The sequence below is a fragment of the Pseudomonas sp. GM24 genome (genome assembly GCF_000282235.1).
GTDB lineage: Bacteria > Pseudomonadota > Gammaproteobacteria > Pseudomonadales > Pseudomonadaceae > Aquipseudomonas.
Genome location: NZ_AKJR01000057.1, coordinates 15,377 through 29,507, shown reverse-complemented (window position 1 = coordinate 29,507; position 14,131 = coordinate 15,377). Strand labels below are relative to the sequence as shown.

The 14,131-nt window shown below is 60.7% G+C and carries 9 protein-coding genes; 8 read left to right on the top strand and 1 reads right to left on the bottom strand.

The window, feature by feature from the left end; translation table 11 throughout:
* Window positions 1-89 precede the first annotated feature (89 nt).
* Window positions 90-2,087 (bottom strand): choline BCCT transporter BetT, encoded by a 1,998-nt coding sequence (betT, locus tag PMI23_RS09240; protein WP_007918294.1) that lies wholly within the window; start codon window positions 2,085-2,087, stop codon window positions 90-92.
* A 429-nt stretch (window positions 2,088-2,516) separates the two neighbouring features.
* Here betT and betI point away from each other — a divergent pair, with 429 nt between their 5' ends.
* The 8 genes from betI (at window position 2,517) to PMI23_RS09200 (ending at window position 13,962) form a co-directional block, all read left to right on the top strand.
* Window positions 2,517-3,110, top strand: coding sequence for a transcriptional regulator BetI (gene betI, locus PMI23_RS09235; RefSeq protein ID WP_007918292.1), 594 nt, complete (start codon window positions 2,517-2,519; stop codon window positions 3,108-3,110).
* An 88-nt stretch (window positions 3,111-3,198) separates the two neighbouring features.
* Window positions 3,199-4,671 (top strand): betaine-aldehyde dehydrogenase, encoded by a 1,473-nt coding sequence (betB, locus tag PMI23_RS09230; protein WP_007949771.1) that lies wholly within the window; start codon window positions 3,199-3,201, stop codon window positions 4,669-4,671.
* 180 nt (window positions 4,672-4,851) lie between these two features.
* On the top strand, window positions 4,852-6,555 hold the full coding sequence (betA, locus tag PMI23_RS09225) for a choline dehydrogenase (RefSeq protein ID WP_007913795.1): 1,704 nt from the start codon (window positions 4,852-4,854) through the stop codon (window positions 6,553-6,555).
* Between the two features lie 283 nt (window positions 6,556-6,838).
* Entirely contained in the window at window positions 6,839-8,281 is a 1,443-nt protein-coding gene (locus PMI23_RS09220; protein WP_007949770.1) for a TldD/PmbA family protein, read from the top strand.
* Window positions 8,281-9,618, top strand: a complete 1,338-nt coding sequence (locus PMI23_RS09215; RefSeq protein WP_007913790.1) for a TldD/PmbA family protein — start codon at window positions 8,281-8,283, stop codon at window positions 9,616-9,618. Before PMI23_RS09220 ends, PMI23_RS09215 begins: the two co-directional genes overlap by 1 nt.
* A 140-nt stretch (window positions 9,619-9,758) precedes the next feature.
* Window positions 9,759-11,186, top strand: coding sequence for a multidrug transporter subunit MdtD (gene mdtD, locus PMI23_RS09210; RefSeq protein ID WP_007913788.1), 1,428 nt, complete (start codon window positions 9,759-9,761; stop codon window positions 11,184-11,186).
* 128 nt (window positions 11,187-11,314) lie between these two features.
* On the top strand, window positions 11,315-12,652 hold the full coding sequence (dbpA, locus tag PMI23_RS09205; protein WP_230669476.1) for an ATP-dependent RNA helicase DbpA: 1,338 nt from the start codon (window positions 11,315-11,317) through the stop codon (window positions 12,650-12,652).
* Window positions 12,653-12,783: 131 nt separating this feature from the next.
* Entirely contained in the window at window positions 12,784-13,962 is a 1,179-nt protein-coding gene (locus tag PMI23_RS09200) for an NAD(P)/FAD-dependent oxidoreductase (RefSeq protein WP_042704924.1), read from the top strand.
* Window positions 13,963-14,131 lie beyond the last annotated feature (169 nt).

Sequence of the window (14,131 nt, the reverse complement as noted above, 5' to 3'; positions counted from 1 at the left end):
GAGTCGAACTCAGGTATTGAAAAGCCCCCGATCTGCTCCCTTTCCCCCTCTCCCTTAGGGAGAGGGCTGGGGTGAGGGGGCTTTTGACTTTAGCTGTACACCCGGCCAAGGAGCTGCCGATGGCTTTCAAACTGATCGAGCACATCCCGCGTGATCTGATCCTGCGTGAAGCCCATCAGGTCGTAATCCTGGCTGCCGTTGTGCAGATACACCTCCGCGCGGTAGTAACGCTGACGCGCTTCATCGGACTGCGCCGATTCAGTCGGGGTCGCCAGATAGCCGTCCAGGCTCACTTCGTAAACGAAAGGGTTGCCCTCTTCCATCTCGACGCGCACGCCCATGCAACGCTTGGATTTACCCAACAGCGTCTGCACTTCCAGCCCCTGTGCACGCATCTGCGCGGTGGCATCTTCCAACGCCGGGCTGACCTGCTTGTCCATGAAACGCTGCACCACCGATTGGCTCGGTTGCAGGTCCAGTTGCGTCAGACGCTCGCTGAAACCACGACGACCGCGCTCCGCCAGTTGCGCTTGCTCCTGTTCGATCTGCACGTCCTGACGCATCGCCTTGTGCAGGCCGAACATGAAGAACACCAGCACCACCGAGAACGGCAGGCCAGCCAACACGACCATGGTTTGCATGGCTTCGAAGTTACCGGCAAACAGCAGACCGATGGTCACCAGGGTGATCACCACCGACCAGAAGATCCGCAGCCAGTGCGGCGCATCTTCATCGACGTTGCCGCCCTTGCAGGACAGATTCGCCATCATCACCGCGCCAGAGTCGGCCGGGGTCAGGAACAGTACGAAACCAACAAAGATCGACACACCGATGACGACTTTCGACGCCGGGTAGTGCTCAAGCAATTGATAAATCGCCATCGACGGCTGTTCCAGCGCCGTCTTGCCCAGCTCCACCGCGCCATGGTTCATCACCAGGTCCAGCGCCGAGTTACCGAAGATCGACAGCCAGGCCAGGGTAAAGCCCAGCGGAATCAACAGCACGCCAGCCACCAGCTCACGCACGGTACGACCACGGGAAATACGCGCGATGAACATGCCAACGAATGGCGCCCAGGAAATCCACCACGCCCAGTAGAACAGCGTCCACAGGCCCATCCAGCGCTCGGACTTGGCGTTATCGCCCTCGTACACATAAAGGTCGAAGGTTTTCAGCACGATGCCATTGAGGTAGTCACCGATGTTCTGCACGAAGCCGTTGAGCAGGTGCAGGGTCGGGCCGAACAGCAATACGAAAATCAGCAGACCACTGAACAGCACGATGTTCAGGTTGGACAGACGACGGATGCCGTTTTCCACGCCGGACACGGCAGCGATGGTCGCCACGGTGCTCATCACGATGATCACGATCAAAAGGTTAGTGTTGCTGTGTTCCATGCCGAACAGGTTTTCCAGCCCCGACGACACTTGCAGCGAACCAATCCCCAGGTTCGTCACCAGACCCAGCAGGGTCACGAACATGCCGAAGCCGTCCACCGCGTGACCGGCCGCACCCTTGACCCAACGCTCGCCGACCAGCGGATACAGCGCCGAACGCAGGGCCAGCGGCTGGTTATGCCGGTAAGCAAAGTACGCTACGGCCAGACCAACCAGTGCGTAGATCGCCCAGCCGTGCAGGCCCCAGTGCAAGAAAGTCAGCTGTACAGCCTGACGCGCGGCCATGTTGCTGGCCGATGTGCCTTCCGGCGGATTGAAGTAGTGATCCAGTGGCTCGGACGCGCCGAAGTACAGCAGCGAAATACCGATACCCGACGAGAACAGCATCCCCGCCCAGGCGCCGTAACTGAAATCCGGGGTGTCGTCCTTGCTGCCCAGTTTGAGTTTGCCGTACGAGGAAAACGCCAGGCCCACCACAAACACCAGGTAGGCGGCGATGACCACCATGTAGTACCAGCCGAAGCTGCGCGACAACCAGGCCTGAGCGATACCCAACAGTCTGCCGGCCTCTTGCGGGGCGATAATCAGAATGGCGGTCAACAAAAGAATCAGCGCGGTAGAGGTGTAAAACACCCAACCGTTGACCGTCACCTTCTCGGGCGGGGTCTTTATAAGCGAGGCAGAACTCATGGCACAAATGCTCCAGGCAGTGCGAGAGAAGAACACAAGGCAACACGGAACCCGACCAATCGGTTAGTTGGCAGCCGACCGGCGGGTGATATAAAGACATCCCGAAAAAAGCCCGAACCTGCCGAAATGGCGCTGCGAATCGCTTTCGTGGCCGAAGGTGGACGGACGTTCATCCGAAACCTGGCCGTGAGCGTCTTGCCCTTTCAACACGTCCATCGAATCGCGAACCGCGCCATGCCCCACGCAGGTTTCGAGCTGTTTCAGATGTCGGTTTTATCGCCACTTACACGTAGGAAAAATCTGTAGGCAGCGACGATTTGTCGCAGATCTTATTCTTTGTTGATTGAACGTTCAATCAAAACAAAATAGACTGGCCGTCAATCCGATAGGCGTCATTCGCCGCTCGGAAGGCCTAAGGAGATGTGCAAGATGCCCAAGGTCGGTATGCAACCCATCCGCCGCCAACAACTGATCGAAGCCACTTTGCAGGCGGTCGATCAGGTCGGAATGGGGGACGCCAGCATTGCGCTGATCGCCCGTTTGGCCGGTGTCTCGAATGGCATCATCAGTCATTACTTTCAGGACAAGAACGGCCTGATTGCCGCCACGATGCGGTATCTGATGACCGCCCTCAGCGAGAGCGTCACCGCGCGCCGTCAGGCGCTGGCAGATGACAGCCCACGGGCGCATCTGCAGGTGATCATCGAAGGCAACTTTGACGCCAGCCAGGTCAATGGCCCGGCAATGAAAACCTGGCTGGCCTTCTGGGCCACCAGCATGCACCAGCCGTCTTTGCACAGGTTGCAGCGGATCAACGATCACCGTCTGTATTCCAACCTGTGCTGCCAGTTCCGCCGTGTGCTGTCGCTCGAAGATGCGCGCAGCGCAGCACGAGGACTGGCAGCGTTGATTGACGGCTTGTGGTTGCGCGGCGCTTTGTCGGGAGACGCTTTCGACACGGCGCAGGCGCAACAGATCGCTTACGAATACATGGATTTCCAATTGGCCAAGAAGGTGAGCTAGAGCACACAGAAAACGCTCGGCCCCTGAACGCCACCGCAGCCTCACCGCGGTGGTCAACGCCAACCACCAATGCACTTGCGAGGACACTATGGCCCGTTTCGAACTGCAAAAACTTTACATCGATGGCGCGTACTCCGACGCCGGCAGCGATGCCACCTTCGAAGCCATCAACCCGGCTAACGGTGAAGTCCTCGCACTGGTGCAACGTGCGACCAAGGAAGACGTCGAGCGCGCCGTAGTCAGCGCTGAAAAGGGCCAGAAAATCTGGGCCGCGATGACCGCCATGGAGCGTTCGCGCATCCTGCGCCGCGCCGTCGACATCCTGCGCGAGCGCAACGATGAACTGGCTGCTCTGGAAACCCTGGACACCGGTAAAGCCTTCTCCGAAACCAAGTACGTCGACATCGTCACCGGCGCCGACGTGCTGGAATACTACGCAGGCCTGGTGCCCGCCATCGAAGGCGAGCAGATTCCACTGCGCGACACTTCGTTCGTCTACACCCGTCGCGAGCCGCTGGGCGTCGTGGCCGGTATCGGCGCGTGGAACTACCCGATCCAGATCGCGCTGTGGAAATCCGCTCCAGCCCTGGCCGCTGGTAACGCGATGATCTTCAAGCCAAGCGAAGTCACCTCGCTGACCACCCTGAAACTGGCCGAGATCTACACCGAAGCCGGCGTACCGAATGGTGTGTTCAACGTACTGACCGGCAGCGGCCGTGAAGTCGGCACCTGGCTGACCGAGCACCCGCGCATCGAAAAAATCTCCTTCACCGGCGGCACCGACACTGGCAAGAAGGTTATGGCCAGCGCTTCGGCTTCGTCGCTGAAAGACGTGACCATGGAACTGGGCGGCAAGTCCCCGCTGATCATCTGCGACGACGCCGACCTCGATCGCGCTGCCGACACCGCGATGATGGCCAACTTCTACAGCTCCGGTCAGGTCTGCACCAACGGCACTCGCGTGTTCGTTCCGGCGCACCTGAAAGCCGCGTTCGAAGCCAAGATCGTTGAACGCGTTGCACGCATCCGCGTTGGCAACCCGGAAGACGAAAACACCAACTTCGGCCCGCTGGTCAGCTTCGCGCACATGGAAAGCGTGCTGGGTTACATCGCCAAAGGTAAAGAACAAGGCGCACGCGTACTGTGCGGCGGCGATCGTCTGACCGACGGCGAATTCGCCAAAGGCGCATTCGTTGCTCCAACCGTGTTCACCGATTGCACCGACGACATGACCATCGTCCGTGAAGAAATCTTTGGCCCGGTGATGGCGATCCTCTCCTACGAAACCGAAGAAGAAGTGATCCGCCGCGCCAACGACACCGACTTCGGCCTGGCCGCTGGTATCGTCACCAAAGACCTGAACCGCGCGCACCGCGTGATTCATCAACTGGAAGCCGGTATCTGCTGGATCAACGCCTGGGGCGAGTCCGACGCAAAAATGCCGGTTGGCGGTTACAAGCAGTCGGGTGTCGGCCGTGAGAACGGCATCAGCTCGCTGAACAACTTCACCCGCATCAAATCGGTACAGGTCGAGCTGGGCGATTACGTTTCGGTGTTCTAAGACCCGAGATTTGCATTGCCCGCGAAGGCCTCTTCGCGGGCAAGCCCGCTCCCACAGGCTTGGAGTCGTCCATCCAATTTGTGGCAGCCCCCAATCCCTGTGGGAGCTGGCTTGCCAGCGATTCGAGTGCACAGCACTCGCCAAGGTCCGACCTGACCACTATCAAAGAGGGTGCATTCAATGTCCCAAGAATTCGATTACATCATCATCGGTGCCGGCTCGGCCGGTAACACCCTGGCGACCCGTCTGACTGAAGACGCCGGCGTCACCGTTCTGCTGCTCGAAGCAGGCGGCCCGGACTACCGTTTCGACTTCCGCACGCAAATGCCGGCTGCCCTGGCGTTCCCGCTGCAAGGTCGTCGTTACAACTGGGCGTACGAAACCGATCCAGAGCCACACATGGACGGTCGCCGGATGGAATGCGGTCGCGGCAAAGGCCTCGGCGGTTCCTCGTTGATCAACGGCATGTGCTACATCCGTGGTAACGCCATGGACTACGACGGCTGGGCAAAACTGCCAGGTCTGGAAGACTGGTCGTACCTCGACTGCCTGCCGTACTTCCGCAAAGCCGAAACCCGCGACATCGGCCCGAACGACTACCACGGTGGCGAAGGCCCGGTCAGCGTGACCACGCCGAAGGCGGGCAACAACCCGCTGTTCCACGCCATGGTTGAAGCTGGCGTACAAGCCGGTTACCCGCGCACCGAAGACTTGAACGGTTACCAGCAGGAAGGCTTCGGCCCGATGGACCGCACCGTCACGCCGAACGGCCGTCGTGCATCCACCGCGCGTGGCTACCTCGACGTCGCCAAGAAGCGTTCGACCCTGACCATCGTCACTCACGCCCTGACCGACAAGATTCTGTTCGAAGGCAAGCGTGCCGTTGGCGTGCGTTACCTGGTTGGCGACGCCGAAGAGCGTGTCGAAGTCAAAGCGCGCAAAGAAGTGCTGCTGTGCTCCGGCGCCATCGCTTCGCCGCAGATTCTGCAGCGCTCCGGTGTCGGTCCTGCCGAACTGCTGAAGTCGCTCGACATTCCGGTCGTTCACGACCTGCCGGGCGTCGGTGAAAACCTGCAGGATCACCTTGAGCTGTACCTGCAATACGCGTGCACCCAGCCCGTTTCGCTGTACCCGTCGCTGCTCTGGTACAACCAGCCGGCGATCGGTGCCGAGTGGCTGTTCAACGGCACCGGCATCGGCGCCAGCAACCAGTTCGAAGCCGGCGGTTTCATCCGTTCGCGTCCGGAATTCGAATGGCCGAACATCCAGTACCACTTCCTGCCGGTGGCGATTAACTACAACGGCAGCAACGGTGTGAAAGAGCACGGTTTCCAGGCGCACATGGGTTCCATGCGTTCGCCAAGCCGTGGTCGCATCCAGGCCAAGTCGAAAGACCCGCGCCAGCACCCGAGCATCCTGTTCAACTACATGGCTACCGAGCAGGACTGGCAGGAATTCCGCGACGGCATCCGCCTGACCCGTGAAATCATGCAGCAGCCGGCACTCGACGCTTTCCGTGGCCGCGAAATCAGCCCGGGTATCGAAGTGCAAACCGATGAGCAGTTGGACAAGTTCATCCGCGAGCACGCCGAAACCGCGTTCCACCCGTCCTGCTCGTGCAAGATGGGCACCGACGAGATGGCTGTGGTTGATGGCGAAGGTCGCGTGCACGGCATGCAGAGCCTGCGTGTGGTCGATGCCTCGATCATGCCGATCATCACCACCGGCAACCTCAACGCGCCGACGATCATGATCGCCGAGAAAATCGCCGACAAGATCCGTGGTCGCAAACCACTGCCGCGCAGCAATGCTGCTTACTACGTGGCGGGCGATGCGCCGGTGAAGGGCAAGCCGATGCGTGATATCACCCCGGCTGCTCAGTAAGACGTAATACCGCGTCACGGCTAATCGCTGGCAAGCCAGCTCCCACAGGGTTTTGCGTCGTTCACACATATTGTGTTCACCAAAAAACCTGTGGGAGCCTGGCTTGCCAGCGATGGGGCCCTCAGATTCAGCACAAATTCCCTCGCTGCACAGTAAATCCCCCTACACCCCCTCTTCACTTGATCCTACCCCCACGCAGGCCTACTCTAGACCTCGCGCAACCGTTTCACCCCTCCCCGCCGAGTAGCCTCACCCCGCTTCCCCCTGACAAGGAGGTTCCCGAATGTTCGATTTCCACCCCCAGCTCAAGCAGCGCTTCGCTGCCTTGCGCACGGGCGCTGAGTTCTTTTCCCTGCGATACGTACGCGAGTCCGGGCAGTACCTGTCGGTACGTAAAAACGTCGCCGAACCGCCGAGCCTGAGCCGCGACGAAGGCGCGATGCTCACCGTTCGGGTCAATGGTGTTGAGGCCTACGCGGCGACCAACGATCTGTCGCAACAAGGTCTGCAAGCCGCCCTCGAACGCGCCGAGCTGCAAGCCCGTCGGCTCAAGCCGCACGCCTTGCTCGACCTGCGCGATCAGCCAGTGTCCAGCGATCGCGCTGATTACTTTTCGCCCAATCTCGAACAACCCTTCCCGTCCCTGAGCGAATGCTTCGAGCTGCTCGGTGCGGAATCCGCCTCGGTGCCAAAGGATGAGCGCCTGGTGAATTGGCAGGTGAGCATTGGCATCACCCACGTCGAACAGATCTACCTGAGCAGCGCCGGGGCTGAATTGCGCCAGGCCCAGCGCTTCGTTTATCCAGGCCTCGACGTCACCGCTTACGACGGCAACGACAGCCAGACCCGCAGCCTCGGCCGCGAGAACTTCGGCCAACAGGGCGGCGCTGACGTGATCAGCCGTTGCGGTTTGATCGGCGCCGGTCCGCAAGTTGCCGATCAGGCCCTGCAATTGCTGCTTGCGCCGAACACCCCGCAAGGCCCGCGCGACCTGCTGTTGATGCCGGACCAGATGATGCTGCAGATCCACGAATCCATCGGCCACCCGCTGGAACTCGACCGCATCCTCGGCGACGAACGCAATTACGCCGGCACCAGTTTCGTCAAAGCCAGCGACTTCGGCAGCCTGCAATATGGTTCGAAACTGCTCAACGTGACCTTCGATCCAGGCATTCCCGAAGAACTGGCCAGCTATGGCCACGATGACGACGGCAGCAAGGCCAGCAAACAATTCCTGATCCGCGATGGCCTGTTGCTGCGTCCGCTGGGCGGGGCGCTGTCGCAGTTCCGCGCCGGTCTCGATGGCGTTGCCAACAGCCGCGCCTGCGGCTGGAACCGTGCGCCGATCGATCGCATGGCCAACCTTAATATCGAACCGGGCGATCAGCCACTGAACAAACTGATCGAAGGCATCGAGAACGGCATTCTGATGAGCACCAACCGTTCTTGGTCGATCGACGATGCGCGCAACAAATTCCAGTTCGGCTGTGAATGGGGCCAGTTGATCGAAAACGGCGAACTCAAAGGCGTAGTAAAAAACCCGAACTACCGGGCGATTTCCGCGCACTTCTGGAAAAGCCTGCGCGCCGTCGGCGACGCCAACACCGTCAAGGTGCTGGGCACGCCGAACTGCGGCAAGGGCGAACCGAACCAGGTGATCCGCATCGGCCACGCTTCGCCGGCCTGCGTATTCAGCAACGTTGATGTGTTTGGGGGAGACGCCTGATGAGCATTTCGAAGAGTCAGTCCGACGCCTTCAAGGTCATGGTCGAGTGGCTGCGCGACAGCGTGCGCGAGCCGGAACAATTCACCCTCAGCTTTGCCGCCGAATCCTCGGCGTTCGTGCGTTTCAATCACGCCAAGGTACGTCAGGCCGGACAAGTGCAGCAGGCCAATATCGTCCTGAAACTGATCAACGATGGTCGCCACGCCGACCTTCAGGTCACCCTGTCCGGTGATCAGGAAGGCGATCTGCAACGGCTTGCCGAAGGTCTGCAACAACTGCGCGAAACCCTGCCGTTGCTGCCGCAGGATCCGTATCTGTTGCTCAACCACCACGGCTGGCAGAGCCAGAACGTGCAGGAACATCCGCTGCCGGACAATGAACAGGTGGTCGATGAAATCTGTGCTGCCGCTGAGGGTCTGGACTTGGTTGGCTTCTATGCGGCCGGCCCGATCAGCCGTGGCTTCGCCAGTTCTTCGGGAGCGTTTGGCTGGCATCAGGCCAACAGCTTCAACTTCGATTTCAGCCTGTTCCACGAGAACGGTGAAGCGGTGAAAGCCAGCTACGCCGGGCATGACTGGAGTAGCGAAGGTTTCGCCAAGCGTTTCCAGCAGGCACGTGAGCAACTGGAGTTTCTCGGCCGCCCGCTGCGCACCTTGGCGCCGGGGCAGTACCGTGCGTATCTGGCACCGGCGGCGCTGGAAGAAATCATGGGCATGCTGAGCTGGGGCGGTTTCTCGGCGCAGTCAATCGCGAGCAAGAGCAGCCCGTTGCAGAAGTTGTATGTCGGCGATCAGGCCTTCAGTCCGCTGCTGTCGCTGGATGAAAAAGTCAGTGAATCGCTGAGCCCGGCGTTTTCCGGCGAAGGTTATCCGCGCAGCGATCTGCGGCTGATCGTCGAAGGCAAGGCCGGCGATCAACTGGTCGGTTCGCGCAGCGCCGCCGAATATGGCCTGGCCGCCAACGGCGCCGGCGGCGGTGAAATGCCAAGTGCGTTGAACATGGCGGCGGGTGATCTGGCGCAAGCAGAGATCCTCAAGCAGTTGGGCACCGGGTTGTACATCAGCAACCTGTGGTACCTGAACTACTCGGATCAACCGGCCGCGCGCATGACTGGCATGACCCGTTTCGCGACCTTCTGGGTCGAGAACGGCGAGATTCAGGCGCCGGTGAGCACCATGCGCTTTGACGATAGCGCCTACAGCCTGCTCGGTTCGCAGCTGGAAGCGTTGACCGCCGAGCGCGAGTTGCTGCTGTCGGCGAGTACGTACAGCCAGCGCAATACCTCGTCGGCGTTACTGCCGGGGGCGCTGGTCAGCCGTTTAACCCTGACCCTCTGACGGTGATCGTTCCCACGCTCTGCGTGGGAATGCAGCCGGGGACGCTCTGCGTCCCAGCCAAAAGCGGACGCGGAGCGTCCGTTGAGGCATTCCCACGCGGAGCGTGGGAACGATCATTAACCCCAACGACAAGAGGTTCCATGCCCAACCGCCCGCCTCTCGACGCCATCACCGCCCGCTGGTTGCCGTGGGTCGTCGCCATCGCTTTCTTCATGCAGTCCCTCGACGGGACCATCCTCAACACCGCCCTGCCCGCCATGGCTCGCGATCTGGCCGAAGACCCCTTGCGCATGCAGGGCGTGATCATCGCCTACATGCTCACCGTGGCCTTGCTGATCCCGGCCTCGGGCTGGATCGCCGACCGCTTCGGCACCAAGAAAATCTTCTTCGGCGCGATCCTGCTGTTCAGCTTCGGCTCACTGCTCTGCGCGCTGTCGAGCAGCCTGAGCATGCTGATTGGCGCCCGGGTGATTCAGGGCTTGGGCGGTGCGCTGATGCTGCCGGTCGGCCGACTGGTCGTGCTGCGCGCTTATCCACGATCCGAGCTGGTGCGGATCATGGGTTTCATCACCATCCCCGGCCTGCTCGGCCCGTTGATCGGCCCGACCATGGGCGGCTGGATGGTCGAATACCTGACGTGGCACTGGATCTTCCTGATCAACCTGCCGGTCGGCGTGATCGGCTGCTACGCGGTGTGGAAGTTCATTCCCGACCTGCGCGGCACTGAGCGTACGCGCTTCGATAGTCTGGGTTTTCTGTTGTTCGGCGCGGCGATGATCCTGATCACCATCGCCATGGAAGGCCTTGGCGAGCTGCACTTGCCGCACCTGCGGGTGATGTTGCTGTTGTTCGGTGGCATGGCCTGTCTGGCGGCGTACTGGTTGCGCGCCGGGCACATCGAAAACCCGCTGTTCGCACCGTCGCTGTTCAAGACCCGCACCTTTGCCGTCGGCATTCTCGGCAACCTGTTCGCCCGTTTGGGCAGCGGTGCTCTACCGTTTCTTGTGCCGTTGCTGTTGCAAGTGGCGCTGGGCTATTCGCCGTCGCAAGCGGGGATGAGCATGCTGCCGCTGGCGGCGGCGGCGATGATCGCCAAGTGGGTGGCGCGACCGCTGATCGAACGGCTCGGCTATCGCATCGTCCTCACCGGCAACACCTTGGCACTGGGGATCATGCTGGCGAGCATGGGCCTGGTCAGCGAGCAGACGCCGTACTGGCTGCTGCTGTGCCTGCTGGCGATTCTCGGCGCGATCAACTCGCTGCAATTTACGGCGATGAACACCGTGACGCTGATTGATCTCGACGATGCCAGCGCCAGCAGTGGCAACAGCTTGCTCTCGGTGGTCGCGCAGTTGTCGCTGAGTCTGGGGGTGGCGTGCGCGGGTGCGTTGCTCGGTGGGTTTACCGCAGAGATCGGTAACGATGGCGTGGAAACCGTGCTCGGTGCCTTCCAACTGACCTTCGTCACGGTCGGGATCATGGCAATGCTTGCCGCGACGATCTTCTCGCAACTGTCGAAGGAAGACGGCCGCCGCGCCAAACGCCCGGAAGAACACATCGAACATTAACCACTGTTCGTCCAGAACTTTCGAAGAAAGTGGCACGGGGCTGCTACACTGCGCGACATTTTGTTTTGCAGGCCAGTCCCGTGACCACCATCGCCACCGCTTTTAATACTCTGCCGCTGTCCGCCGCCATGCTGGCTAACCTCGAATCCCTCGGTTATGCCCAGATGACGCCGATCCAGGCGCAGAGCTTGCCGGTGATCCTCAAGGGGATGGACCTGATCGCCCAGGCCAAGACCGGCAGTGGCAAGACCGCAGCGTTCGGCATCGGCCTGCTCAACCCGATCAACCCGCGCTACTTCGGTTGCCAGGCACTGGTGATCTGCCCGACGCGTGAGCTGGCCGACCAGGTCGCCAAGGAAATCCGTCGTCTGGCCCGTGCCGAAGACAACATCAAGGTCCTGACCCTGTGCGGCGGCGTGTCGTTCGGCCCGCAGATTGCTTCGCTGGAGCACGGGGCGCACATCATCGTCGGCACCCCGGGGCGCATCCAGCAGCACCTGCGCAAGGGTTCGCTGGTCCTCGACGGCCTGAACACGCTGATTCTCGACGAAGCCGACCGCATGCTCGACATGGGTTTCTACGATGCCATCGAAGACATCATCGTCAAGACCCCGGAGCGTCGTCAGACCCTGCTGTTCTCCGCGACTTACCCGGTGGGCATCAAGCAACTGGCGTCGAAGTTCATGCGTGATCCGCAAACGGTGAAAGCCGAAGCGTTCCACGATGACACGCAGATCGAGCAGCGTTTCTACGAGATTTCCCCGGAAGATCGCATGAGCGCAGTGACCAAAGTCCTGCACCACTTCCGTCCGGCGTCCTGCGTGGCGTTCTGCTTCACCAAGCAGCAAGTTCAGGAAACCGTTGATCACCTGACCGCCAAAGGCATTTCCGCCGTCGGCCTGCACGGCGATCTGGAACAGCGTGATCGCGATCAGGTGCTGGCGATGTTCGCCAACCGCAGTACCTCGGTACTGGTCGCCACCGACGTCGCCGCCCGTGGTCTGGACATCGATGCGCTGGACATGGTGATCAACGTCGAACTGGCCCGCGATTCGGAAATCCACATTCACCGCGTTGGCCGCACCGGTCGCGCTGGCGAGAAAGGCATCGCGATCAGTCTGGTTGCACCGGGCGAAGCGCACCGCGCGCAAGCCATTGAGCAGCTGCAGAAGTCGCCGCTGAACTGGGATCAGGTCGATAACCTCAAGTCCCAAGGCCTTGCCCCGCTGCAACCGCCGATGACCACGCTGTGCATCGGCGCGGGCCGTAAAGACAAGGTTCGCCCGGGCGACATTCTGGGTGCTCTGACGGGTGATGCCGGTATTCCGGGTGCGCAGGTTGGCAAGATCGCGATCTTCGACTTCCAGGCTTATGTAGCCGTGGACCGCACCGTGGCCATGCAGGCCTTGCAGCGTCTGAACGACGGCAAGATCAAGGGCCGCTCGCTGCGCGTCCGCATCCTCTGACCTGATCGTTCCCACGCTCTGCGTGGGAATGCATCCCGTGACGCTCCGCGTCACATAACAACGGACGCAGAGCGTCCATGGCGGCATTCCCACGCAGAGCGTGGGAACGATCATTGTGTGAGGACACCGTTTTGCGCTCTACCGAAGTCGTGATCATTGGCGCTGGCGCCGCTGGGTTGATGTGTGCACTGACCGCCGCCGGGCGTGGGCGTCAGGTGTTGCTGCTCGACCATGCGAACAAGGCCGGCAAGAAAATCCTGATGTCGGGCGGTGGCCGCTGCAATTTCACCAACATGTACACCGAGCCGAGCAATTTCCTCTCGCAGAACCCGCATTTCTGCAAATCCGCACTGGCGCGCTACACCCAGTGGGATTTCATCGGCATGGTCGGCAAGCACGCCGTGCCGTACCACGAGAAAAAACTCGGCCAGTTGTTCTGCGATAACAAATCCAGCGACATCCTCGAAATGCTCCTGACGGAGTGCGATCAGGCCGGCGTCGAGTTGCACCTGGATACCTCGATCCAGACCATCGAAAAGGTCGAAAGCGGTTACCTGCTCGACACCACCCTCGGTCAGATCCAGTGCGAGTCGCTGGTGATCGCTACCGGCGGTCTGTCGATCCCGACGCTGGGCGCTACCGGTTTTGGTTATCAAGTCGCCAAGCAGTTCGGCCATGAATTGCTGCCGACTCGCGCCGGCCTGGTGCCGTTCACCATCACCGACCAGCTCAAAGAACTGTGCACCGAGTTGTCCGGGACTTCGGTGGATTGTCTGGTCAGCTGCAACGATCAGAGCTTTCGCGAGAACATCCTGTTCACTCACCGCGGCCTCAGCGGTCCGGCGATTTTGCAGATCTCCTCGTTCTGGGAATCTGGCGACACGGTAGAGATCAACCTGCTACCGGATCACGACGCGGCGAGTTGGCTGCAACAGCAAGTGGCCGAGCGCCCGAACAGTGAGTTGAAAACTTTGCTGGGTGAAATCTTCACCAAGAAGATGGCCAACCTGCTGGCGGACAACTGGTTCGTGTCCAAGCCGATGAAGCAGTACACCCACGCGGAACTGGCGGAGATCGCCGAGAAGCTCGGCAGCTGGAAAGTCGTGCCGGCGGGGACTGAGGGTTATCGCACCGCCGAGGTAACACTCGGTGGCGTCGATACCCGCGAAGTGTCGTCGAAAACCATGGAATCGCTGAAAAGCCCCGGCCTGTACTTCATCGGCGAAGTCCTCGACGTCACCGGGCATCTGGGCGGCTTCAACTTCCAGTGGGCCTGGGCCTCGGGCTACGCCGCCGCGCAGTACGCTTAATTCAAAGCTAAATACAAAAACCTGTGGGAGCTGGCTTGCCAGCGATGAGGCCGGCAGATCCAACATCATTGTTGACTGTCATGCAGCCATCGCTGGCAAGCCAGCTCCCACAGGGTTCCGTGCCCAATTCAAGATTTAGTTCTACACAAGATCTCAAAGGAACACTTTT